The sequence below is a fragment of the Streptomyces sp. NPDC054872 genome (assembly GCF_053610705.1).
In genome coordinates this window covers 115,480-140,177 of record NZ_JBSGYY010000013.1, presented here as the reverse complement: position 1 = coordinate 140,177, position 24,698 = coordinate 115,480, and the positions used below count along the sequence as shown (strand labels likewise).

Below are 24,698 nucleotides of genomic sequence, written 5' to 3'. Positions count from 1 at the left end.
GGCCGGGAGCTGGCAAGCATGTCGCGCGCACCGTAGCCGCTCTGCACCGGGGAGTCTCCCTTCTGCCCGAGGCGGCGGTCTCAGCGGAAACAGTCGCAGCGCGATGGCCATGCACACGTCGCCCGCGCGGCTTGGGCCCGACCTCGGTGGTCCCACCTTTGGTACGGGTCCGGATAGGAGCACAACACTATGGAGCGGAAGATCAACAAGCGAGTTCATTCGGAGCCGGTCGCCTCCCGCAATCACCGAGCGGAAACGTCTGACCTTGGCACCACGGTGACGCATCGCCTCACGAGCCTAGACATGACTGCAGCACAGGGCTCGACTCGCTCACCAGTTCAGTGCTGCGGTTCCAGAAATGTCTTTTGTCCGACAAAACCTTGACTGTCCGATTTGACGGGCTAGAGTGACATATATCGATCGGCACGAAGCAGGAAGCCGCTCGCAAAAATCAGCGCGATTCGCGGCACATGCGAGGTCCCCAATGAACAGCACCACCCCATACGGAGACACCTCTAGTGCGACTGCTGAGACTTCAGGCGAAGCAGTAATGCGGCATATCGAGAGCATCGTCACCCAGAGCAACGAATCCGACCGCATGGCTGCATGCATTCTGCAGGCCGCACCTGAGGCGGCCATGCAGGGACGGCGCTTCGCGCTGGAAGCTTGCGCAGGGTGGTGCATCACAGGCGACCCCCGTGACAGTCTGCGGATGATCGTTTCCGAACTCGTTACCAACGCCGCGACGCACAGCGGCAGCTGCTACCTCGCCCTGATACTGCGGATCTCCACCAACTCGATCCAGATCGAGGTTGTCGATGCCGGACAGTGGCAAATCAAGCCCCAAGGCGAGAGCGCAGAATCCGGGCGTGGGCTGCAGATCGTGGAGGCTCTGTCCGAGCGGGTAGCTTTCCTGCAGATGACCGTCGGCACTCGCGTCCGGGCAGACCTCCCCATCACATCCCCCGACCAGCAGATGTCACCGGCACCTGTTCAGGATGCCGATCACAAGGAGCACGTACTGGCCGGGTGCGAAGCGTGGACGGGCACCGACCTAGCGATCTGAGTCGAAAATTTTGTCATTGGTCGATGAGATCGTTGCTTGCAGAGAGTCAGCGAACGCGGAGACTGCCCGGCGGTTGCCGGTTCCCGCCGACACAAGTCGTGGCGTCGGCGCCTTTGAGGGCAGCTGGAAAGGCTGTGTGCCCGGTCGCGTCCCGGCGTGCCGCGGAAGACCACCGACACGGATGTGGGCCCGTGATCGTCGCGAGGCTCGAGGAGACATCGAAGAACGTACGCACTGGTTGACGCGGTCGATGACCCAGCGGCCGGATGTCGCAGTCGACGGTCCCCTGGAACGAGGGATCGGTTCGCGGCCTCACCCCGCCCGACACACCCAAGTTGTCGAGGGACACGCTTCAGCCTCACCGCAAAGGTCACCACCGCGACTGGTGACCTTGGCAGGCAGCTACGGCGAACGCACGGTGGCAATCACCGGGCGGTCCCGGCCGTTCAGAGCGGTGCAGGTCAGCCCTTACGGGTCTTGACCTGTTCGGTCAGCTGGGGGACGACCTCGAAAAGGTCGCCGACCACGCCGTAGTCGACGAGGTCGAAGATCGGGGCCTCGGCGTCCTTGTTGACGGCCACGAGGGTCTTCGACGTCTGCATACCGGCACGGTGCTGGATCGCACCGGAGATGCCGGACGCGATATACAACTGCGGCGAAACCGACTTGCCGGTCTGGCCGACCTGGTTGGAGTGCGGGTACCAGCCGGCGTCAACGGCGGCGCGGGAGGCACCGACGGCCGCGCCGAGCGAGTCGGCGAGCGCCTCGATGATGGCGAAGTTCTCGGCGCCGTTGACGCCGCGACCGCCGGAGACCACGATCGCGGCCTCGGTCAGCTCGGGGCGGCCGGTCGACTCGCGCGGGGTGCGCGAGACGACCTTGGTGCCGGTCGCCGCCTCGGAGAAGGAGACCGTCAGGGCCTCGACCGTGCCGGCGGCCGGGGCGGCCTCGACGGCGGCCGAGTTCGGCTTGACCGTAATGACCGGGGTGCCCGTGCTGATCCGGGACTTGATCGTGTACGACGCCGCGAACGCGGACTGCGTGGCGATGGGGCCGTTGTCGTCGGCCCCCAGGTCGACGGCGTCGGTGATGATGCCGGAGCCAATACGGACTGCGAGACGGGCCGCGATCTCCTTGCCCTCGGCGGAGGACGGTAGGAGCACGGCGGCCAGGGAGCCCCCGGCGGACGCTGCCTCGTACGCGGCCTGGAGCGCGTCCACCTTCGGCACGACGAGGTAGTCGGCGAACTCGGGAGCGTCGGCGGTCAGCACCTTGACCGCGCCGTGCTCGGCTAGCGCGGCGGCGGTGGACTCGGCGCCCGCACCGAGTGCGACGGCGACCGGGTCGCCGATGCGGCGGGCCAGCGTCAGCAGCTCCAGAGTGGGCTTGCGGACGGCACCGTCCAAGTGGTCGACGTAGACGAGAACTTCAGTCATGGGACTTCAATCTCCTGCGAATGCGAAAGAGCGGGGGCGGCGAGCGGCGCTCGGCCTCAGATGAACTTCTGGCTCGCGAGGAACTCTGCGAGCTGCTTGCCGCCCTCGCCCTCGTCCTTGACGATCGTGCCCGCGATACGCGCCGGGCGTTCCGTGGCCGAGTCGACCTTGGTCCAGGAGCCTTCGAGACCGACCTCGGCGGCGTCGATCTCCAGGTCCTCGAGGCCCAGGGACTCCACCGGCTTCTTCTTCGCCGCCATGATGCCCTTGAACGACGGGTAACGCGCCTCGCCTGACTGGTCGGTGACCGACACCAGCGCCGGGAGGGAGGCCTCCAGCTGCTCGGCCGCCGAGTCGCCGTCACGGCGGCCCTTGACGGTGCCATCCTCGACCGAAACCTCGGAGAGCAGCGTGACCTGCGGGACGCTCAGACGCTCGGCGAGGATCGCCGGGAGCACGCCCATGGTGCCGTCCGTGGACGTCATGCCGCAGATGACCAGGTCGTAACCGGTCTTCTCGATCGCCTTGGCCAATACCAGCGAGGTGCCCATGACGTCGGAACCGTGCAGATCATCGTCCTCGACGTGAACGGCCTTGTCCGCACCCATCGACAGCGCCTTGCGCAGCGCATCCTTGGCGTCGTCGGGGCCGACGGTCAGCACGGTGATCTCCGCGTCGTCCGCCTCGTCGGCGATCTGCAGCGCCTGCTCGACCGCATACTCGTCCAGCTCCGACAGCTGACCGTCCACATCGTCACGGTCGACGGTCAGGTCATCGGCGAAGTGCCGGTCGCCGGTGGCGTCGGGCACGTACTTCACACAGACAACGATCCTCAAGCTCACGCTGGCTCTCCTACTGATCACTTATCGGTTCGCGATGTCCGTGCGGCCTGCGAGGTCGGGCGGACGCTGGTTCTCGCTGGTGGTTGTGTGGAGTGCGACGCCCCACGCGAAGCGGAGATGCGGATGCCCAGAAATAGGTACCGCGCGCTACACAAGTCCGAGTGCCTTCATGGCCGAGGCGACGGTGAGAAATCCGGAAATGTTGGCGCCCGTGACATAGTTTCCGGGCTTCTCGTAGTCGGCCGCGGTAATGAGGCAGGTGTTATGGATCCTGCGCATGGTGTCGGCGAGAGTTTTGTCGGTGTCTGAGAAGGACCAACGGTCGCGACAGGCGTTCTGCTGCATCTCCAGGGCTGAGGTAGCTACCCCGCCCGCGTTGGCTGCCTTACCCGGAGCGAAAGCGACGCCCGCTTCATCGAAGACTTCGACAGCCTTGGGAGTGCATGGCATGTTCGCGCCCTCCGCCACGGCGATCAGCCCATTCTTGACGAGGGCGACCGCGTCGGCTTCTCCCAGTTCGTTTTGGGTGGCCGAGGGCACGGCGATCTCGCACGGAATATCCCACGGTGACCTATCGGGCACGAAGCGTGCGGTGGGCACGAGGTCGGCGTAGGCGTCGAGCTTGGCGCGCCGCACGTGCTTGACCTCGTGGAGGACATCGGGCCGAACTCCCGAGAGGTCGTGGAGGAAGCCGCTGGAGTCTGAGCAGGCCACTACCCTCGCGCCCATCTGGTGAAGCTTTCCGATGGCGTGTTGTGCGACATTTCCAGAACCCGAAACGACGACAGTCTTGTCCTCCAGCGAGTGTCCGCGCTCGGCCAGCATGGCTTCGACGAAGTACACGACGCCGTACCCGGTGGCTTCGGGACGGACGTGGCTGCCGCCGATGACAAGGTCCTTGCCGGTGAGGGTGCCGGCGTCGAATCGGTTCGTGATGCGCTTGTACTGACCGAAGAGGTAGCCGATCTCTCGGCTCCCCACACCGATGTCACCTGCGGGAATATCGGTCTGAGGCCCGATATGGCGATGAAGTTCGGTCATGTAGGCCTGGCAGAAGCGCATGATCTCCCCGTCCGAGCGTCCACTCGGATCGAAGTCGGAGCCCCCCTTGCCGGCGCCGATCCCCAGACCGGTGAGCGCGTTCTTGAATATCTGTTCGAAGGCGAGGAACTTGACGACTCCGAGATTTACGCTGCGATGGAAGCGCAGCCCGCCCTTGTAGGGGCCGAGCGCGGAACTGAAGCCCACCCGGAATCCCCGATTGACGCGTGTTGTGCCATTGTCGTCGACCCAGACGACACGGAACATAACTTGCCGTTCCGGTTCGCAGAGGCGCTGCAGCAGGCTGGCATCACGTAGCGAGGGCTGTCGTTTCAGCGCGGGCTGGATCGAGTGCAGCACTTCCGAGACGGCCTGGTGGAATTCCGGTTCGGCCGGATTGCGACTGACGATCTCGTTGTAGAGCCCTGTTGTGACGGCGTCGAGAGGCATGGTCGTCGGATACCTTCCTGATCACGGTGCGGGTGCTGCGCGGGAAGCACTGCCGGGAGTCACTCGTTCCGAACATTCAGGTCTCGTGCCAAGACCGTCGGGTTAGATCAGCGGCTGGGCCAGACCGGTCCAGCCGGCAGCGGATCGAGCGAGGGATAGCCGAGGCGTCCAGGCGGTCTGCGCAGGACCGGGTCTACCGTGCTCGGCAGTGTGCCGACATCGAAGCCCTCTCCTGTCAGTCGATCGTCGGAATGGATGTCCAGGAGGCCGGCAGCCTCGGCCTCCTCGAACGAGGCGACGACGACAGAACAGACATCTTCGCCGTCGAACAATTTGCGCCAGTGGTCAGCTGGGTGTGCCCCGATCAAGTCCCCGATCACACCTATGACGGCGCGCTCCTGTCCCCGTTCGTCCAGATACTGCTCGGGGAGATCCAGAAGCTGCGCCAAGCGCTCCCAGAACTTCTGCTCGAGCGCGGCGACGGCCACGTGCCGGCCATCCTTTGTGGCGTACACCTGGTAGCGAGGGCTGCCACCCGTCAACAGCTCGTTGCCTGGAACCGGCCATCCTCCGCCTCCCTGATGCGTCGCGAAGTAGCCATAGGCGAGCAGCTGGAGATTGCGCGTCATGGCGATGTCCAGATGGCACCCCTCGCCCGTTGCGTCGCGCTGGCGGAGGGCCAGCAGGATGTTCATCACCGCGGGGTACGTACCGGCGGCAATGTCCGCCAGCACCGTGGGGGGTAGAGGCGGGTTGCCCGCGCCGTCGACCACAACACCAAGGAGTCCCATCTCGGCGAGGTAGTTCAGATCATGTGCGGCACGCGCGGCGTGAGGGCCGTCCTGCCCATAGCCGGTGATCGAGCAGTAGATGACGTCTGGGTTTACGGCACGCACCTGCTCATATCCCAGCCCGAGACGGTCGACGACGCCAGGCCGGAACTGCTCGACGAGGACGTCAGCTTCTGCTGCCAGCGCGAGCACCCGGTCTCGTTGTTCCGGGTGCTTCAGGTCGGCGGCGTATGCGCGCTTCCCACGGTTGAGCACTGCATAATTGGCACTGGCCGCTCCCAGCATCGGCTGGTAGACGCGCATCTCGTCGCCCTGGCCCGGTCTTTCGATCTTGACCACGTCTGCGCCAGACTCTGCCAGGAGCAAGGTGGCCAGCGGGCCGGGCAGCAAGGTGGAGAGATCGAGTACGCGTACGCCGGACAGCGGCCGGATGGGGGTCATGTCAGCCTCTTCCGCGACTCAGCTGCTGGTCGCATTGGGGGTCGTCGGACGCCACGAGCTGGCGGAGCTTGAACTTCTGGATCTTGCCGCTCTGGGTCGTCGGCAGCTCGCCCAGCAAGATGAGTCGCTCGGGCAGATAGTGCTTGGACATACCGTTCGCCAGCAGGTATGCGCACAGTGTGTCCAGGTCCAAGCGTGTGCCAGGGCTCAGCACGAGGACGGCGCACGCCCGCTCGCCCAACCGTTCGTCCGGGTATCCCACCACCGCTGCGTTGATGACATCCGGGTGGTCGAAGAGCACGGTCTCCACCTCGGTGACCGGAATGTTTTCGCCGCCGCGGATGATGATGTCTTTGCTGCGTCCTCGCAGGGAGAGCCACCCGTGCTCGTCGATGCTGGCGGTGTCGCCGGTCTTGAACCACAGGCCGGGCAGGAAGGACTCGTCCGTCGCGTCAGGACGGTCGTAGTACCCGAGGATCACGCCCGGGCCTCGCATGAGCAGGTCGCCTGTCACGCCAGGTGGCACCACCACGCCCGCATCGTCGACCACACGGACCTCAGAACCAGAGAAGACGGACCCGTCGGTGAGCTGAACCTCGGACGGTTCCTTCGGTGTGCACGAGGTCATGATGCTGCACTCGGTCATGCCCCAGGCCGGAGCGATGTAGGCCTCGAGCGCCTTGCTCCCCTTCGCAGGCAGCGTCCTCGGTACCGAGGAGCCCGCAATGACTAGGCATTCCAGCGGACAGTCGGGATCGTCAGCGAGATCGGTGCGCATCATGTCCTGGAGGAAAGTCGGCGCGCCGAAGAACGCGGTGACCTGCTCCTGCCGGATGACTTCGACACCCCACGCGGGATCCCAGCGGTCCATGTGCACACCGGTACCTGCGAGGAGGGCTGTGAAGAGAATGCCCCAAACGAACCCGGTGTGGTGCCCGACAGGGGAGGCGACGAGCTGAACCATCGGATCGCCGAACGTCTTCGGCCCGAGGTGATTGGCGAGGGCCTCGGCCGCGTAGACGAGGGTGTCGTGCGTGTGCATCGCTCCTTTTGGCTCGCCGGTGGTGCCCGAGGTGAAGCCCAGATAACACAACTCGCCGGCGGCAGGAGCCTCGAATCTGCGCGGAGGCACATCGATGAACGACTCCCAGGACTGCTCCCCCGGGCGGAGCTCTGTCGCATCGTTGCCTATCACGACGATGTGTTCCAGGGTGTCGATCTCCTGGCGAAGTCGTCGTACAAGTGCGAGGTGGTCGGTGCCCCGCCATGTCCGAGGGATAACCAGCACTTTGGCCTTTGCTCGCCGCACGATGGCGGCTGCCTGCAACTCACCGTATGTGATCGGAACTCCGGTGTAGATCGCTCCGACCTCGTTGATGCCGAAGACGAGCGAGCAATACTCCACCCAGTTCGGCAGCATCACCGCGACGGTGTCGTGCTTCCCCACGCCGATGCGGGCCAATGCCGATGCGACCTGGTTCGCCGCACGATCGAATTCTCGGTAGGTCAGCCGTACCGGGCTGCTGCTCTCGCCACGGTGGCCTACCAGCGCCACCCGGTCGGGATACCTGTCGGCGGACTCCGCCAGTACCGAGCGGACCGTCCGGCCTTTCCACCACCCGGCCGACCGGAACGCCTCAGCATCACGATCGGTGACCGGTGAGTGCTGACCACCGAGCATGTCCGCCAGTGAACCCGTCATCCCACGTCCTTCCCAGAACCCATGGTCGTGAAAGCGGCGTACTTCGCGGCCCCGGCACGGCGGACGTTCACCACGTCGCATGCGGCGCGCAGGGAAACCGCGTCACGCAGCATGCGTTCGACGGGATACTCCGTCAGGTAGCCATAGCCGCCGTGCGCCTGTACCGCCCGGGCACACGTGTCGAGTGCCTGCTCACAGGCCGAGTTGAGGACCGCAGCAGCCTGCCAAAGCGAGCAGTCCCGTGGCCGCAGTACCTGGCGTAGTGTCATGCTGGCCGATCCGGCAGCCGACAGCAGGGCGTCACGCACACTCGGCAAAGCGGTGAGCGGCGCACCGAACTGCTCACGCTCACCGCTGTACCTCAGCGCCGCCTCGGCTGCGGCATCCGCGATACCAGCGGCAACTGCAGCAGCGCCGAGCCACAGACGAATACGCGCGGAGTCGGTGTCGACGCCGTTGATCACCACGCCGGCTTCCTCGATGGGCTCGATCAGTTGGGCTGAGACAGTCAGCGCACCGTCCAGGCCTGTGCGCCGCAGGCTTTCGAACCTCAGTGCCTCCGGCGGAAGGAGCCAGGCCACACCGTGCCCCAGGACCATCACGTGAGGTCGGTCCCCGGCCGGGTCGATCCGGTCGATACAGCCGGAAAGTCGTCCGTTCTCCAAGTTCAGGCGCACTGCGGCAGATTTGTCATCGACCACTGCCACCGCCTCGTCTCCCGCCTGAACACCATGGGAGATCATGGTGTCGCCAAGAACGTCGACGGTGGTATGGGCCTGCACCGATGCCCAGGCCAGCGCGGGCCAGCGCCCGGCGAGGCAAGCGAAGGCCAGAGCCGCGAGTTCGTCTCCTGCCGGGTAGTCGTCCGTAGAGGCACCCAACGTCCACACGCCGAGCTCGGCCAGCTGTCGCCGGATGGCAGCGACGTCGCCTGGCTTCTCGTCGCACGGACGTTCCTCGGTTCCCGCGATGACCGCGCCGAGCATGGCCGCGAGGTCCGCCTGTTCGGTGCTCAGCGCAGGGGCATGACCTGTCACGTCCAGAACCTCTCAGGGTCGGGCTGGCGGCGTTCGGCGAAGGACTCATTTACTTCATGCGCTTCCTTCGTAGCGAGGTACACGCTGAGGTACTGGTCGTGCGCCATCCTGGCCTGGCCCGAGACGCCGTTGTGACGAGCGGAGAACGCCGCCTTCAGTCCGCCCAGCGCCATCGGGCTGCGGTTGGTGAGTTCCTTGGCCACCTCCGCCGAGCGGTCACGCAGCTCGGCAGCTGGTACCACCTCGTTGACCAGCCCCATCTCTCGCGCCTGGGTTGCGGAGTACTTGCGGTTCAGGTACCACATCTCCTTGGCTCGCTTGCGGCCGATGGTGTCTTCCAGATACCAACTGCCGTACCCGGCGTCGAAGCTGCCCACCATCGGCCCGACTTGGCGGAACACTGCGGTGTCGGCGGCCACGGTCAAATCGCACACCGTGTGCAGCACGTTGCCCCCGCCGACCGCGAACCCGTTAACCGCAGCCACAATGGGCTTCGGGATGGTGTCGATCGCCTGATACACGTCAATGATGGGCAGCACCTGCGACTGGTCGAACGACGTGATGGGTTCGTGCTCTCCGCCGATGCAGAAGTACTTCTCGCCGGTGCCGGTGAGCACAGCCGCACGCAGCGCGGGATCGAGCCGGAACTTCTGGAGTGCGTCGAAGAGTTCGAGGCAGGTCTGCTGGCGGAGCTTGTTGCCCGCCTCCGGCCGGTTGATCGCGATGGTGAGGACGGGGCCGTCCTGCCACACCAGGATGTCGGTGTACTCGTTCATCGGACCTCCTCCTGAACGGTTCGAAATCCACGTCCGTTCTTGTTGCCGTGATATCCGGCGGCGACCATCTGCCGCAGCAGGGGGGGTGGTGCGAATCGGGGGTCGAGGGTGGCCTCGTAAGCGCTGTGGGTGGCGTGGTTGTGGACGTCGAGGCCGATCAGATCGAGCAGCTCGAGCGGTCCCAGTTTGTACCCAAGTCCCAGACGCATTGCGGTATCGATGTCCTCGGCGCTGGCCAGGTCGCTGTCGTACGCCGCGACGACATCGTTGAGGTAGGGCATCAGAAGGTAGTTGACGAGGAAGCCGGGCCGGTCCTTGACGACGACCGGGTTCTTGCCGAGGGCGCTGACGAAGGACACCAGCCGTTCGATCACCGCCTCATCGGTCTGCAGGGCACGCACGACCTCGACCACCTTCATGATCGGTGCGGGGTTGAAGAAGTGCAGACCTGCAAACCGGCCGGGGTGGGGCACCGAGTCTGCCAACTCTGTGACGGACAGGGCCGAGGTGTTGGTGACGATCAGCGCGTCAGCGGCGACGACCTCCGCGACCCTCGTGAACAGTCCGAGCTTCACCTCCACTCGCTCGGTCACGGCTTCGATGACGAGGTCGCTGTCGGCCAGCTCAGTGACGTCGGTGACCGGCCGGATGCGGGCCAGGATCTCCTCCCGTTGCGGCGGATCGAGCTTGCCGCGGGCGACGCCACCGGCCAAAAAGGCGGTCAGTGCGGCGAGGCCTGCGTCGATCCTGTCCTGCCCGGCTTCGAGTACGGTCACCTCGTAGCCGGCCATTGCAGCGACCTGCGCGATACCAGCACCCATGGTGCCCAGGCCCAGCACGGCGACTCGTTGAATTTCAGACATGATCATCCTCGCTCAGGTACCGAACAGCCGGTTGTCGTCATAGGTGTAGAACCCGCGACCCGTCTTACGTCCCAGATCGCCGGCGGCCACCATCCGGTCCACCATCGGTGGCGGGAAGAATCGCGGATCGCGCAGCTGCTCGTACAGCCGTGTGGCCACCTGCTGGTGGATGTCCAGGCCGACCACATCGAGTAGCGCGAACGGTCCCATGGGATGTCCGAGCGCGCCGGTCACCGCGGTGTCGATGGACTCCTTGGTGCCCAGACCCGCTTCCAGTGCGTCGATACAACTGTTCTCCCAGGGGATAAGGAACCGGTTGACAATGAACCCGGGCCGGTCCTTGGTGACCACCGTGGTCTTGCCCAACGAAGCAAGAAAGTGAGTCGTCGCATCGTGCGCCCAGCCCGCTGTGTGGTGGCCGTCGGCGACTTCTACCAGCTTCATCAGTGGCGCCGGGTTGCAGTAGTGCGTCCCGACAACCCTCTCCGGCCGCTTCGATCCTGACGCGATGGCGGTGACCGACAGAGTCGATGTGTTGGTGTGCAGCAGGGTCCGCTCACCGACGATGCTGTCCAGCTCGGCGAAGAGTTCCCTTTTGGCAGTGAGGTCCTCGTAAATCGCCTCGATCACGACACTGGCCGCGGCGAGGTCACCCAGGTCGGTAGTTCCCTCGATCCGCCCGACCGCCGCATCTGCCTGCTCCTGCGTCAGCTTGCCCAGCTGCGCGCTCTTGGCAAGGAATCCGCGGACGGATTCGACACCCCTTTTGAGGTTGCCCTCGTCGCGGTCGTGGATGATCGCCCGGTATCCCGCCCGTACGGCGACGGTGGCGATTCCTGCCCCCATGGTCCCGGCGCCGAGCACCGCGACGGTGTGTTCTTGCGTTGTCACGTGGTTCACTCCTGTTCGAGGCTGGCGGTCTTCACCGGCTGGATTGACCGCCGTCGATGACGATCGTTTCGCCGGTCATGAAGTCCGAGGCCTCTCCGGCGAGCATGAGCAGCCACGGTTTGATCTCTGCGGGCTCGCCCATACGACGGGCAGGAATCGCCTTGATCACTCGCTCGGTGGTCTCCGGGTCTGCTCGCAACTCGGCATTGAGGGGAGTCGCGAAGTAGCCGGGGGCCAGTGCGTTGACACCGATTCCGTAGCGGGCCCACTCGATGCCCATGGTCCTGGTGAAGGCGATAACGCCTGCCTTGGAGGCTGAGTAGGCCGCATGCCCGGCGACACCTTTGAATGCGAAGTTGGAAGCGATGTTCACGATCTTTCCGGACTTCGCCGGCACCATGTAGCGCCCCGCGGCCCGGGTAGCGAGGTACACACCGCGGAGGTTGGTGGCAATGACACGATCCCATTCCTCCGCTTCTTGCTGGAGCAGTGGCGTGGTGGCCACGATGCCGGAATTGTTGACCAGCACATCGAGGCGGCCGAATGTGTCTACTGTGGAGTCAACGAGATGGTTGACCGCTTCGACATCGGTGATGTCAGTCGGGCATGCCCTTGCCTCCCGTCCGAGAGCGGCCTGTTCCTTGACGAAAGTGTCCAGTTCACGGCCGGTACGGGCGGCTACGCACACGCGGGCGCCCGCTTCTGCCAGTGCCTCGGCCATCGCGCGTCCCAGGCCGCGCCCTGCGCCGGTGACAATGGCGACCTTGCCTTCAAGTGCCGTCGTCATCACAGCTCCCTCACTGCCTGCGCGGTGTCGCGGGCGATGAGCATCCGCTGCACCTCGTTCGTGCCGTCATAGATCTGGGTGACCTTCGCGTCGCGCAGGCAACGCTCGACGCCCAGGTCGGTGAGGTCTCCGTAGGGCCCCAGGATGCGCACGGCCTCTCGGGCCGCGTGCCAGCCGAGATCGGTGCAGGATTGCTTCATGATGCCGATCTGTCCGGCGGGCGGGGCGCCTGCAAGGTCCACCTGACGTGCGACGCCGAACAGCAGAAGCCGGCCCTGAAGGATTTGGCCGCGCAGTGTCGCCAGAGCAAAGGCAGCCTCGTCCGGCAGCCGGGGACCGTGCAGCCTTTTCAGCGCGCACAACGTCCGAAGGTAGGCGGAGCGGGCGATTCCGACGCCTTGCGCAGCGGCACTGATCCGCGACTTGGTCACCGAGTTCATCACGACGCTCCATCCGCCGCCGGGCTCACCCAGGAGGTGATCAAGGGGAATGTCGACGTCGTCAAAGAACAGCTCCGCGGTGCTCGATCCGTTCATCCCCAGCTTCGACAGTGGTGTTCCCCTGGACAGACCGGGCCACCGCCCATCGAGCACGAAGGCAGTGATCCCGTCGCGTCCGCGGGTCCGGTCGACCGTGGCGAAGCAGATGATCACGTCGGCCTTGTCGCCGGTGGTGATGAACGTCTTGGCCCCGTTGAGCCGGTAGCCGTTCCCGTAGGAGGTGGCGACCGTGCGCAGACTCGACACGTCACTGCCGGCGTTGGGTTCAGTGATCGCGAGCGCGCCGTATGTCGTCCCGGTCAGCAGCCTGGGGATGTAGCGGTCAGCCAGCCCGTCCGAGCCAGCGGTCATGATCGGGTAGGCGGCGTGCATTTGGGTCATGTACACCAGGCTGGTGGCCGCGCAGCCCGCGGTGATCTCCTCGACCGCAGCAGCGTAGGCGACATTGGTGTCGCCGGTACCGGAGAGCTTCTCCGGGAAGATCAGGCCTGCCAGACCTGCCTTGGCCAGTGCTTGGTAGCTCTCGTGCACGAAGACGTGGTCGCGGTCGGCGGCAGCAGCCCGGGGTGCGACCTCATGCGCCACCACGTCGCGCACTGCCGCTCTCACGGCCAGCTCCCTCTTACCGAGCAGGGCGTCCGCGGCGGACTCGTCGAGAGCCCGATGCCAGGCGAGATAGGCTTCCGGATTTCGATCGATGTCGAGCGGTGCCGTTGGGGTATTCATGCCTTCACCCCGAATTCCGGCGTCCGCTTCTGCTTGAACGCGGCGACGCCCTCCGTTGATTCGGCACCACCGATGGCCCTCGCAGCCAGCTGGGTCTCCAGTGCGAGCCCAGCCTCCAGGGTGTTGTCCAGTCCGAAGCCCACTGCGTCGAGGACTGCCTGGCATGCGGCCGGGCCGCGCTTGGAGACTTCACCCGCCGTGTGCAGGGCGAGGGACGTCAAGTCACCGGGTGCGACTGGTGGGAGCACGGTGATACCGAGGTGATAGGCGCGTTCGGCGTCGATACGGTGACCGGTGAGAATCGCGTGCCGCGCGACAGCGGGCCCAACAGCACGGGCCAGGCGCTGGGTTCCGCCGTAGCCTGGGATCAGCCCGAGCCCTGCCTCGGGGAGCGCGAATGCCGCTCGGGTGGAGGCGACGGCGAACGAGCAGGCGAGCACCAACTCGAACCCACCACCGAGGGCGAGGCCGTTGACCGCTGCGATGACTGGTACTGGACTCTGTTCGATGCTCCGGACGGCCGCCTGACCAGCCCGCATCAGAGGGATCGCGTCGGCTTCGCTCAGCGCGGCCAGCTCGTCGAGATCGGCTCCCGCGCTGAACGCTTTGTCACCGGTGCCGGTGAGCACGATGGCGCGGACGTCTCCCGATTGCGCCAACGCTGAGATCTCCTGACAGATGCGCTGCAGGATCGCCGCATTCAGCGCGTTATACGCCCGCGGCCGGTCTATCCGCACCGTGGCGACAGCCTCGTTGCATTCCACCACAACACATTGCTCACTCATCGTGCTCCACGTCCCTCCGAGCCGGCGTCCTCGATCGCACCGCGTTCCTTGAGGCGTGTTATGTCAGCCAGGCTGAAACCGTGTTCGGCCAGCACTTCGGCTGTGTGCTCCCCCACCTCTGGGAACCGGGTGTTGCGTACTTCGGGGATCGACGAGAGCCGGAAGGGGCTGCGCACGCCGTGCATCGCTTCTCCGGTGCCGGGCACCGGAAGCAGACTTCCCCGGGCGATCACCTGCGGGTCCGCGACCACTTCGGACAAGCTCTGCACGAGAGAGCATGGGATGCCTGCATCCCCAAGAATCTGCTGCCACTCGGTGGCCGTCCGCTCAGTCAACCGTGCGCCCACCAGTTGGGTTAGTCGCGTGCGCTGGGCGCGCCGACCAGCGTTCTCCGCTAGCTCGGAGACCTCCGCCAGTTCGGGAAGGTCGACTGCCACGCAGAACCGTCGCCACATGGCGTCATTGCCGATGGCGATCACAAGGTCGCGGTCTGCCGTTTGGAATGACTGGTACACCGCCAGTACCGAGTCGGTGCCACCGCTCGGAGCGGGTTCTGGTTCGCCCGCCATGTAGGCAGCGATGCGGGGTGCCATGACTGCGAGATCCGCGTCGAGCAGCGAGACGTCGATGAGGTCGCCGACGCCGTCTGCTCTCTGCCGCACGACCGCCGCACTGATGGCCAGGGCGGCGCACATGCCTGTGACCACATCGGACAGTGCTGTGGACACACGCTGTGGTGCACCGCCTTGGGCCCCGGTGACCGACATCAGGCCTGACCGGGCCTGCACGGCGAGGTCGTACCCAGGCAGGGTGCTGTCCGGGCCGTCCAGTCCGTACCCCGACATGGCGCAGTAGATCAGGTGTGGAAAGTCCGCGCGCAGCCGAGCGTGGTCAATGTCGAGCGCCTCGAGCTTGCCGGGGTTGAGGTTCTCCATAAACACGTCGGAGTTGCCGATCAGCGTACGCAACGCGGCCAATCCCTCGGGGTCGCGGAGGTTGATGACCACGGAGCGCTTGTTGCGGTTCGCTGAGGCGAACCACGCCGAAGCCGACTCGACGAAGGGCGGGCCCCAGGAACGAGCATCGTCTCCCGTCCGCGGGCGTTCGACCTTGATGACATCGGCGCCCAGATCGGCCAGGTACATGGAAGCAGTCGGTCCCGCGTACGAGGTTGTCATGTCGACGACCTTCAGCCCTGCCAGCGGTCCGCCCGTCGACGTCGACCCGTCCCTGTCGGTCATGAAATCACCCTCATATTGTTCGACATTTAATTCAGGGCCAGACGTCATCAGTCGCTGCTGGGGCTTGCTGTCCGCGCCAGGTCGCCGCGACTTATGCCGGCGCTCCCTGTTCGCGCGAGATCGTCGCGATAGGACTCACGGGCCACGAGCACCACTGCGAACGACACGACACCGCCAGCCACGATGTAAAGCGCAAGAGGCCAGGGCTTGTTCGCCCAGGCAAACAGCGCGGCCGAGACAAACGGCACCGGCCCGCTCAACAGCATGCTGCCGACCTGATAGGCGATCGCCGAGCCGCTGTAGCGCACCCTCGTCTCAAACAGCTCCGGAAGGAAACTGGACATCGGAGCATATGTGAGGGCGTGAACGACCGGCAGCGCAAGGATCATTGCAGCGATGACTGCAAAGGTGTTACCGGTGTTGATCAGCCAGAAGAAGGGAAATGCTTCCAGCACGGTAAGCACGCACCCGAACAGCAGGAGAGGCCTGCGCCCGAATCGATCGGTCAGCATCGCCACGATGGGGATGGTGAAAATCTGCAGTGCTGACGCGATACAGACCGCCAGCAAGAGCGTCCCGCGACTGAGACCTACGGTCTTCTGGCCGTAGCTCAGCGCGAACACAGTGGCCATGTAGAACGGGATGCTGTTGGCGGCCATCGAGAAGATGCCAAGGAGCAGGGGCTTCCCGGCCCTGCGCACTACTTCGCCAGCTGGAAATCTCGCTTCTTCCCGACGGTCCCGAACCGCCTGGAATACGGGCGACTCCGATATCTGCATCCGGATGTAGAGACCGATCGCCACCAGCACCGCGCTGGCGAGGAAGGGCAGGCGCCACCCCCAGCTCATCATCGCGTCATGCGGGAGCAATTCGATGAGGAAGAAGGCGCCGGTAGCCAACACCAGTCCAGTGGGTACACCGCACAGTGGCCAACTGGCGTAGAACGCCCGCTTACCTGGTGGCGCATGCTCGATCGCCATCAGCACGGCGCCACTCCACTCTCCACCGATCGCAATGCCTTGCAGCAGGCGTGCCAGGACCAGGAGTACCGGCGCCCAGATGCCGACGTGTGCGTAGGTCGGAAGTACACCAACCGCTGCTGTTCCCACTCCCATCACGAGGAGGCTGAGCACCAGCATCTTTTTGCGGCCGAGGCGGTCACCGAAGTGACCGAAGATCACGCCGCCCAGCGGACGGGCCGCAAAGCCGACAGCAAACGTGGCGAACGAGGCGAGAGTACCGGTCAGCGGGTCAAGCTTCGGGAAGAACAGCTCATCAAAAACCAGCGCCGAAGCCGTGCCGAAGATGAACATGTCGAAGAACTCGATGAGGGTGCCGATGAAGCTCGCAAAGGCAATCTTTGCGATCGGCACATCGGAAGAGTGGGATCGATGAGACATGCTGACGCCCTTCTGAGGGGTGGACGCACGAGTCTTTGCCCAGCACTAGAACGGTAGGTCATTCACCACAACGTTTCAAGGTCCGACTTTTACATTCTGGTCGATCGTCCGACTTTTACGTTCGGGCCCGCCCGCCTGTGAGGGCGCCCCGCGTCACGCCCGCCCATGGCCGCAACTCCCTGCGGCTGGTCGTCGTGATTGGTTGTGCGGTGACACACCGCGCATGTTTTTGACACTGCAACGGCTTCTGCCGTCGAGCAGGCCCTGCCGCATGGGGGACTTGCTGCTGCGGGCGCGAACCGGACGCCGTACATGAGCAGTTGCTCCGGCATCCGGCGCGAGGCACGAGCGTGCGCCGGCCTTAACGGACGGCTGAACTCTGCCCAGTTGAGCAGAGCAGGTTGAAGCCGCCTGCCAGAGGCAGCCATGCGGCTCTGGATCGCCTCCACCGTCTGCGGGATAGACGCCTGGGACGGCGGCGAGCTCCGAACGCATTCCACCTGCGGCAGCAGCCGGCGATCGGAATGACGTGATCACAGCAACTGGCAGTGTGCTGGGTGATCGTCGATGGATCGCGGATGGCTCGCTTCGGCGAGAGCGGCTCATGCAGGAGCCTGCGAAAAGGCAGTCGACGACCGGGAGGACTGATGCGCGAGGACGTCGCAGCTGGGCGCAGTCGGTACACGGCGGCGTACTGGACACGAGCCCGTGCGGACGGCCGGTGATCGCGGGTCGCCCGCACCCTTCGGGTCGCCACTCAGAGTGACGATACGTCCGCAGGCCTAAGGAAGGCGTCGATGACGGGTTGCGGCCCACTAGGAGCCGAGCGCTGGGAGGCCCGCATTCTCCCTATGTACACAGCGTCACGGCCTGCGCGGCTGAGCGACAGATCATAGAGCTGGTGAGCGACAATGGACAGCGCTGCCGTGAGGCCCTCGGCTGGCGGCGATCCGACGCCGAGCGGTCAAGAGCCACCCGAACGGTGCGCACGCGGTGGCGCCCCAGCAATACCTTCCGGAAGACCGGCGACAGAACGGAACGGGCGCGGTCAAGTAGGGAACGGTCCGAAGATGACCACGTGCGCGAAATCAGGTGTTGTTCACATGGACCGCGAGATGCTTGCGCAGGTAGGTCAAGTGCTTCACGATCTCTTTTTCACCTGCATCCGGGTCCTGATCTGCGATCGCGTCCACAATAGCCTGGTGCTGACGTACCGTCACGCGCCCGACCTCGGGGGAAAGATCTAGGTAGTGCACCGGCTCAGTTTCGTGATGCAGAGCCGCCACGAACGAGGCGAGCACGCGATTCCCCGACGCCTGGGCGATCAGGGAGTGGAACTGCTCGTCCAGCTTGGGGACCACGGGATCTTCCACTGAGGCTGTCTTCTGGTGCTGCACGATGTCCCGAAGTCGCTCGAGGTCTTCCTCGCTCCGGTGGACCGCTGCCAGGCGGACCGCAGGGATCTCCAGGTACTGCCGCACCTCGGCGACCTCGTTGAAGTTGATGCTGCCGAGCGCGAGCAGGTTGTGCACGGAATCGATGACCACCGTGCCCAGTGAATGGTGATCCACCGACTGAACGATATTGCCACCACGCGAGCCGGGGACCTTGTAGAGCAGCCCCTGGGTCGTCAGTGAACGCAGCGCCTCCCGCAGCGTGGTCCTGCTGACGTTGAATTGCCTGGCCAGCTCAGATTCGGGCGGCAGCATCTCGCCACCCTTGAGTTCGCCGGACAGGATCGTCACCCGGATCCGTTCCTCAACCTGCTCCCTCGGCCGGAGGATCTTCTGCCCGATGAGCCGCGTCTTGGCGTTCTGCCGATCAGCCACGATGTAGTTCCACCCGTTCCCGACAAAACCGGATCAGCGCCGACAGTTCATTGTCGAATAGTAACACGGTAGCCCATTGAACACAGGCCCGCGTCGGCGGTTCCACTCGCAGCAGGCGAAGATCGACACCACCTGCGCGGAGATCAATGAGCGTGCGGATGGGCAATCCTCCACGGCGACAGATGCGTCCCCGCACAGCTGGCGTGTCTGCCCAACTCATCTGCCCCAACTAGCGTCTCGGGCGCCCCCTGCGACCTCGGTCCTCGCGCGACGATGCCCCGCCACTGGGTGTGAGCGATCCATGGTGCCCCGTCCCCTGCGCCCCGGCCGGCTCGGCGCCGCATGCGACCGACGCAAAGGGCACACCTTGTTGACAAGCTATAAATGTTGGATAATAGTCCGGCTGTCTACTTACACATCTGTGATGGCGGACCGACGGTGGCCGGGCCCACGTTCTCCGCCGCTTACGTCAGGACCATGCTGCAGAGAAGAGCACTCATGCCGTGTCCAGTGAAGATGACTGTCAGGATTCCCAGCGCTCCTGACCTGCGTGCCCATATCACCGAGGAGGCCCGGGCATGAGCGTGCGGAATGTCTACATCGTGGACGCGGTCCGGACCCCGATCGGCCGCTACAACGGGACACTCAGCGGCGTCCGCCCCGACGACCTCGCCGCGCATGCGATCCGAGAGCTCGTCGCGAGCGCGCCCCAGCTGGATCCGGTTCAGATCGACGATGTGTACTTCGGCAACGCCAACGGTGCTGGGGAGGAGAACCGCAACGTAGCCCGCATGGCTGGGCTGCTCGCCGGCCTGCCCGTGTCGGTCCCCGGCGTGACTGTGAACCGGCTTTGCGGCTCAGGCCTGGAGGCTGTGATCCAGGGTGCCCGCGCGATCGCACTGGGCGACGCATCGATCGTGATCGCAGGTGGCGTCGAATCCATGACTCGCGCCCCCTACGTCCTCCCGAAGAGCGACAAAGCCTTTCCCTCTACCCACACCGAGCTCTACTCGACCACGCTGGGCTGGCGCATGGTCAATCCTTCAATGGACCCGCGGTGGACCATCCCCCTCGGCGAGTCTGCAGAGCTCATCGCTAAAAAACACTGCATCACCCGCGAGGAGCAGGACCGATACGCTCTCGCGAGTCATGCGAAGGCCGCGTCGGCACAGGCTGCAGGCCTCCTCAACGCAGAAATCGTGCCGGTCACCATCCCACAGCGACGAGGTGAGCCGGTCGTCGTCGAGTTCGACGAATCCATACGCCCCTCCTCTTCTACCAAGGCCCTCGCGAAGCTACGGCCGTCCTTCCGCAATGACGGCGGCACGGTCACGGCAGGCAACTCGTCTCCCCTCAGCGACGGTGCCGCTGCCCTCCTCCTCGTCGACGACGTCGGCCTGCGAGCCACGGGCCGCGAACCGCTCGCACGGATCTCCGCTACGGGCGTGAGTGGCATCGAGCCGCACTACTTCGGCCTGGCCCCAGTGGAGGCCGTCAACCGTGCCCTGGCCAAGACGGGCCTTCGCCTTCGCGACCTGGCCGTGCTTGAGTTGAACGAGGCATTCGCAGCCCAGGTCCTGGGCTGCATCGCCGAGTGGCCGGAGTTCGACCCGGCCGTGCTCAACCCTCAGGGCGGTGCGATCGCCCTCGGCCATCCGTTGGGCGCGTCCGGGGCCCGACTCGCCGGTTCGGTCGCCCACCAGCTGGCCCGTCGCGGGTCCGGTACCGGAATCGCAACCCTCTGCATCGGCGTCGGCCAGGGCCTCGCTCTGGCCCTCGAACGCTAGGAGGAACATGCCACTGTTCCCTCACCCCGCTTCCATCGAGCTCGTGCACGCGTCCAGCACACTACTGAGCGCCGACACAGCATCCGACCGAAAGCCGTTGACGGCCCGTGGCAAGCGCCCGCGGCGGCTCGTCCTGGCCCGGTTGAGTCAGCCAGCACCTTCATCGATGCCAGCTCACATCACGCCAGGGCACACACCTCCACCTCTCATGAGCAGGATGTGATCAGCATGCGGGACGTCGCGTTCATCGGCGTAGGCACGATGGCAGCCGAAATGGTGTGGCGGTTCGTCGGGCGAGGATGGCGTGCCCATCTGCTTGATCCCAGGCCGGAGGCGACACGGCCCTTCCATGACCATGCAAGGGTAGTGGTCCACGACAACGTGGAGTCCGTTGGGCGGACCGCTGAGGTGGTCCTCCTGAGCCTTCCTACCCCCGGGCTGCTAGTCGAAGTCAGCAAGCAACTATCAGCAGCCCCCCATATCAAACCATCGTGCATCGTGATCAACACCTCCACGAGCGGCCTGTCCGCCACTCGCCAGGCGCAGGCCGAACTCGCGGCAGCGGGAGTGGCGTTCATCGATGCGCCAGTCAGCGGTGGCAAGGCGGGGGCACGGCAGGGGGCTCTCACCATCATGGTGTCCGGTGCCCAGGAGCCCGTCGACAAGTGTGCCCCGGTGTTCGACGTCATCGGCAAGCACGTCATCCACGTAGGACGGCTGCCAGGCCAAGCACAGGTCATGAAGGTGGCCAACAACGTCTTGTCGCTGGGCGCGCTCGCCGCTACAGCCGAGGCCACGGCCCTGACCGGCAAGGCAGGGATTCCGCTCGACGTTGCACTCGACGTGCTGAACGTCAGTTCCGGCCGCAACTCGGCCACCGCGGTGAAGATCCCGAACCACGTGCTCACCGGAGCCTTCGACTTCGGATTTCCCGTCGAGGGCGCGCTCAAAGACGTTTCGCTCTTCACGGATGTCGCTGGCGAACTGGGGCTCCCAGCGCCCATGGCCCAGGCGGTGGTCAACTGCTGGCAGCTCGCCGTCGACCAAGGGTACGGGGCACAGGACTGCACGCGAATCACCACCATGTACGAACGCATGGCCGAACTGGACAGCAAGTGCAACGAGGACAGCCATGAGTGACGAAACGCCGCTACAGGACCCTCGTCTGATGCTGTGGCACTACGCCCGTGAGGCTGCGGAAACCGCCGACTCCGCAACACTTGACCGTGCCGCAGGATGTCTTGCCGTGGCGGTCGCCGACATGGTGGTGAGCACACGCACGGAACGGCACCGAACAGTCGCCCAAACGTTGGCCGGCGCGCCGGGCGCTTGCACCATCAGCGGACTAGCCAAGCGCGCGGATATCACCAGTGCAGTGCTCACCAACTCCTACCTGATGCACGCACGACTTACCGACGACTCCTTCCGCGTGGCGGCTCACCCCGGTCTCGCTGTCGTGCCGGTGGCGCTGGCAGCCTTGGAGCATGCGGCACCTCGGCCTGCCCAGCCCTCCGATGGTGAACGGCTGCTGCGTGCCGTAGTCGGTGGGTACGAGTGTGCCTGCCGACTTGCCGAGCGTCTGCTACCCGAGGTATCGCAACGCGGCTGGCGAGTCACTTCTGTCATTTCACCGCTTGCCGCGGCCGCCACCATGTCACTCATGCTGGCCCTGCCGGACGACAGCGCGTGCGCCGCACTCGGATTGGCCGCCGCGGCCACGGGCGGGCCTCTTGGCGTCGTTTCCACGGCCGGCGACGGCTGGATCCTGCAGCCCGCGCTCGCGGTCCAGGCCGGTGTCTCTGCGGCGATCGCTGCCTCGGCGGGTCTCAAGGGCGGGGCCGGCACGCTCTCGGGCCCGCAAGGCCTGTACGCAATGTTCGGCGTTGGTGGCGGGTTGGAACCGCCGCAGTCAGAGGCGCGGTCCGCCATTCACCGAGTGACGTTCAAGAGGTTTCCGGTCGCGATGTACGGCCAGTCGATCTTCGACGCTCTCCAGGGGCTGTCCCCAGTCAGCGGGACGCTACGGCGGGTCTCAGTCCGACTCGCGCCATTCGCCGCCAGTTACGGCAACCAGAGTGACGCCTCGGCAGAGTCAATCTCCAGCGTGGAAGGGATTACAAAGTCTGCCCTGCGGGCCTTCCATCCTGGTCTGGTCGCCGATTGGGAAGACCCCGGGCGTCTTGAGGTGGTCGGGGATCCGACACTTCCTGAGTTGGGCGCGCGCGTGGACATCAGCCTGGACGACGGCAGAGTACTCACGCTCACTGGGGAGGGCGATACGAGTGGATGGGGCCCGACAGACTTCACCCGTCATTGCACCACCCTCCTGGGTGACATCGGCGGCCGCCTCTACCACGCTGTTGCCGGGCTGCCCCACGGCAGCAGCACGGACCAGTTGCTCGGGCTGTGGCGAGCAGCACGCTGAGCAGCAAAAGACAGACACAGATCGTCGCATGCCGACTGTGGTGCAGGCGGGGCGGTCACCAGCGACCGTCTGTGAAGCAACGGGCCCTCCTGAGACGCCCCTCGCCAACTCAAGCTGGATCACCGAGGGTGGAAGAGCTGAGTGACGGTAGGCGCTCATAGGTCCGGGGAGATGATCTGTCTGTGCATACATCCCGCGGCAAAGGGTCGCCACCACGCCTGCACTCAGAAATCAGTCGTCGGAATGGACTCGTCCCTCGAAATACTCGTAGCCTCCGAGCAGTTCGTTGGGTTCGAAGCGGGCTGCTCACTCGCTCACCTGGCTCGGCGCGGAGTCGCCGCCCAGCCCCGTGGCGGCCAGTTGCGGCACCGTGTCGAGCTCCTGCCGCTGCTCCCATACGCCATGTTCCGCAAAAATCGTTCTGCGGCAATCCTTCGCTGAGCATCCATGGCCGACGTTCTACACCGCTCCACTGACAGTCTGCGGAGGTTCACTTTTGGTCGGCTGGCGCTTTAGCGCAACAATCGCTGTCGCGACTCGGATCATGCGGACCGAAGTCACTACGAGCCCAGGAAATCGGCGCCGGGCGGCGGCTCGGGACCACGGACCTGCCAGACGCATCGACCGCGACCGCCTCGACAGGAACGGCATGGTCTGGGGAATCACCCGTACCAGACAGGTCGCCAACCTGGCCAACGCGCTCCGCCCAGGTTCAGCCATCCCACCGTTCTGCGGCACGCCCTGCGCCGGGACGCCACTACCCGGGTTCGGAGCAAAGGCCACGGGCCCGTCCTCACCTCCTCCGTCACGAGCCCATGGTGTGGAGCCAGTTCCACGCTGGCCTGGCAAGAGGGAGCCCGACGCTCACCGTTGGCCTGCCATAGCCCCCGCATCCCTAACTGGGCCTGCTACCGGGGGGGATGACCGACCGAGCCGAGGAGTGTGGCCTACTCGCGCTGTCAACCCCAAGGTCCATCCGCCACACCCTGGACTGCGCAACGACTGACGCGGGGCCGACTGACCAGGCGTGCTCAATTGCCCTGATCCACATAGGCCGCGTCCGGGTAAATGACAGTTCCGCCGTCGACCACCACTGTGGCTCCAGTGGTGCTCGCAGACCGACTCGAAAGCAGGAAGACAATCGTCGCGGCGAGTTCCGCGGGGTCGGCCGGCCGGCCCAGGGGGACGGTAGAGTCGAGGGCCTTCTTGGCGTTGGCAAGGTCAACGCCGTTCTGCTGGCTGATGTGCGCGATACGTCGCTCGTAGCGGCCGGTCGCGGTGACGCCCGGGACAACCGTGTTCACCCTGATTCGCCGCGCGGAAAGTTGCGCCGCATAGTGCATCGAGAGCGCCTGGACAGCCGCGTTCATTGCGCTGACGTGAGGCGAACGAGGGTGATACCGCATGGAAGCGATGCCGGAGATGTTGACGATGCTTCCGCCTTCACTCAGGTGCTCGAGGGCCGCCTGCACAACAGACTCGTAGCCGAGGAGCTTGAGCTCGAACAGCCCGGCCCACGCCGCTCTGTCGGGATGGCCCTTGTCGATGGAGAAGGCGGCGGCGTTGTTGACGACACCGTCGAGTGCTCCGAACTGATTCAGTGCAGCCGTCACCGCGGTGCTTGCGCCGTCGGGCTGCCGCAAGTCGGCCTGCACGAAACCGACTTCGGGACGCTGGCCGAGCACGGCAGACGCCTGTTCGATCGATTCAGTGCTCCGCGCGGCGATCATGACTGAAGCGCCTTCTTCGAGCAACAGCGAGGAGGTCGCCAGACCGATGCCGCGTGTACCTCCCGTAACTAGGTACGTTCGGCCACTGAGTTCGAGATTCATGATTCTCCTTAAGCTGCCGCACCTCAAGGTCACTACAAGCCCTGACTTAC

The 24,698-nt window shown here is 65.2% G+C and carries 20 protein-coding genes; 4 read left to right on the top strand and 16 right to left on the bottom strand.

The window, feature by feature from the left end:
- The first annotated feature begins 550 nt into the window (after positions 1 to 550).
- Entirely contained in the window at positions 551 to 1,066 is a 516-nt protein-coding gene (locus ACWGIH_RS18230) for an ATP-binding protein (RefSeq protein ID WP_453445419.1), read from the top strand.
- Between the two features lie 461 nt (positions 1,067 to 1,527).
- Here ACWGIH_RS18230 and ACWGIH_RS18225 read toward each other — a convergent pair whose 3' ends face one another.
- The 15 genes from ACWGIH_RS18225 to ACWGIH_RS18155 form a co-directional block, all read right to left on the bottom strand.
- Positions 1,528 to 2,502, bottom strand: a complete 975-nt coding sequence (locus ACWGIH_RS18225) for an electron transfer flavoprotein subunit alpha/FixB family protein (protein ID WP_453445417.1) — start codon at positions 2,500 to 2,502, stop codon at positions 1,528 to 1,530.
- A gap of 56 nt (positions 2,503 to 2,558) precedes the next feature.
- Positions 2,559 to 3,344, bottom strand: coding sequence for an electron transfer flavoprotein subunit beta/FixA family protein (locus tag ACWGIH_RS18220; protein ID WP_453445415.1), 786 nt, complete (start codon positions 3,342 to 3,344; stop codon positions 2,559 to 2,561).
- A gap of 147 nt (positions 3,345 to 3,491) precedes the next feature.
- Positions 3,492 to 4,835, bottom strand: a complete 1,344-nt coding sequence (gdhA, locus tag ACWGIH_RS18215; RefSeq protein ID WP_453445413.1) for an NADP-specific glutamate dehydrogenase — start codon at positions 4,833 to 4,835, stop codon at positions 3,492 to 3,494.
- Positions 4,836 to 4,942: 107 nt separating this feature from the next.
- Positions 4,943 to 6,067 (bottom strand): CaiB/BaiF CoA transferase family protein, encoded by a 1,125-nt coding sequence (locus ACWGIH_RS18210; RefSeq protein ID WP_453445411.1) that lies wholly within the window; start codon positions 6,065 to 6,067, stop codon positions 4,943 to 4,945.
- A gap of 1 nt (position 6,068) precedes the next feature.
- A complete protein-coding gene (locus tag ACWGIH_RS18205; RefSeq protein WP_453445409.1) occupies positions 6,069 to 7,769 on the bottom strand; it encodes an AMP-binding protein in 1,701 nt (566 codons plus the stop codon).
- Positions 7,766 to 8,806, bottom strand: coding sequence for an acyl-CoA dehydrogenase family protein (locus ACWGIH_RS18200; protein WP_453445407.1), 1,041 nt, complete (start codon positions 8,804 to 8,806; stop codon positions 7,766 to 7,768). The genes ACWGIH_RS18205 and ACWGIH_RS18200 overlap by 4 nt, the downstream gene beginning before the upstream one ends.
- A complete protein-coding gene (locus tag ACWGIH_RS18195) occupies positions 8,803 to 9,582 on the bottom strand; it encodes an enoyl-CoA hydratase-related protein (protein ID WP_453445405.1) in 780 nt (259 codons plus the stop codon). The genes ACWGIH_RS18200 and ACWGIH_RS18195 overlap by 4 nt, the downstream gene beginning before the upstream one ends.
- On the bottom strand, positions 9,579 to 10,451 hold the full coding sequence (locus ACWGIH_RS18190; RefSeq protein ID WP_453445403.1) for a 3-hydroxyacyl-CoA dehydrogenase family protein: 873 nt from the start codon (positions 10,449 to 10,451) through the stop codon (positions 9,579 to 9,581). Before ACWGIH_RS18190 ends, ACWGIH_RS18195 begins: the two co-directional genes overlap by 4 nt.
- Before the next feature lie 6 nt (positions 10,452 to 10,457).
- Positions 10,458 to 11,336, bottom strand: coding sequence for a 3-hydroxyacyl-CoA dehydrogenase family protein (locus tag ACWGIH_RS18185; RefSeq protein ID WP_453445402.1), 879 nt, complete (start codon positions 11,334 to 11,336; stop codon positions 10,458 to 10,460).
- Between the two features lie 31 nt (positions 11,337 to 11,367).
- Positions 11,368 to 12,123: an SDR family NAD(P)-dependent oxidoreductase gene (locus ACWGIH_RS18180; RefSeq protein ID WP_453445400.1), complete on the bottom strand. Its 756-nt coding sequence runs from the start codon at positions 12,121 to 12,123 to the stop codon at positions 11,368 to 11,370.
- Positions 12,123 to 13,349: an acyl-CoA dehydrogenase family protein gene (locus tag ACWGIH_RS18175; RefSeq protein ID WP_453445398.1), complete on the bottom strand. Its 1,227-nt coding sequence runs from the start codon at positions 13,347 to 13,349 to the stop codon at positions 12,123 to 12,125. The genes ACWGIH_RS18180 and ACWGIH_RS18175 overlap by 1 nt, the downstream gene beginning before the upstream one ends.
- A complete protein-coding gene (locus ACWGIH_RS18170) occupies positions 13,346 to 14,134 on the bottom strand; it encodes an enoyl-CoA hydratase/isomerase family protein (RefSeq protein WP_453445396.1) in 789 nt (262 codons plus the stop codon). Before ACWGIH_RS18170 ends, ACWGIH_RS18175 begins: the two co-directional genes overlap by 4 nt.
- Positions 14,131 to 15,375 carry a CaiB/BaiF CoA transferase family protein gene (locus tag ACWGIH_RS18165; RefSeq protein ID WP_453445394.1) on the bottom strand — a complete coding sequence of 415 codons (1,245 nt, stop codon included), beginning with the start codon at positions 15,373 to 15,375 and terminating at the stop codon, positions 14,131 to 14,133. The genes ACWGIH_RS18170 and ACWGIH_RS18165 overlap by 4 nt, the downstream gene beginning before the upstream one ends.
- 47 nt (positions 15,376 to 15,422) lie before the next feature.
- A complete protein-coding gene (locus ACWGIH_RS18160) occupies positions 15,423 to 16,748 on the bottom strand; it encodes an MFS transporter (RefSeq protein WP_453445392.1) in 1,326 nt (441 codons plus the stop codon).
- Between the two features lie 1,115 nt (positions 16,749 to 17,863).
- Positions 17,864 to 18,604 carry a FadR/GntR family transcriptional regulator gene (locus ACWGIH_RS18155; protein WP_453445390.1) on the bottom strand — a complete coding sequence of 247 codons (741 nt, stop codon included), beginning with the start codon at positions 18,602 to 18,604 and terminating at the stop codon, positions 17,864 to 17,866.
- A 584-nt stretch (positions 18,605 to 19,188) separates the two neighbouring features.
- Between ACWGIH_RS18155 and ACWGIH_RS18150 the strand changes: the two genes are divergently transcribed.
- The 3 genes from ACWGIH_RS18150 (at position 19,189) to ACWGIH_RS18140 (ending at position 22,816) form a co-directional block, all read left to right on the top strand.
- A complete protein-coding gene (locus ACWGIH_RS18150; RefSeq protein ID WP_453445449.1) occupies positions 19,189 to 20,391 on the top strand; it encodes a thiolase family protein in 1,203 nt (400 codons plus the stop codon).
- 228 nt (positions 20,392 to 20,619) lie between these two features.
- The gene (locus ACWGIH_RS18145; RefSeq protein WP_453445388.1) at positions 20,620 to 21,531 is read left to right on the top strand and encodes an NAD(P)-dependent oxidoreductase; all 912 of its coding nucleotides are present in this window, start codon (positions 20,620 to 20,622) and stop codon (positions 21,529 to 21,531) included.
- Positions 21,524 to 22,816: an MmgE/PrpD family protein gene (locus ACWGIH_RS18140; RefSeq protein ID WP_453445386.1), complete on the top strand. Its 1,293-nt coding sequence runs from the start codon at positions 21,524 to 21,526 to the stop codon at positions 22,814 to 22,816. The genes ACWGIH_RS18145 and ACWGIH_RS18140 overlap by 8 nt, the downstream gene beginning before the upstream one ends.
- A gap of 1,031 nt (positions 22,817 to 23,847) precedes the next feature.
- On the opposite strand, the gene ACWGIH_RS18135 is transcribed toward ACWGIH_RS18140, so the two are convergent.
- Positions 23,848 to 24,648 (bottom strand): SDR family NAD(P)-dependent oxidoreductase, encoded by an 801-nt coding sequence (locus ACWGIH_RS18135; protein ID WP_453445384.1) that lies wholly within the window; start codon positions 24,646 to 24,648, stop codon positions 23,848 to 23,850.
- Positions 24,649 to 24,698: the final 50 nt, after the last annotated feature.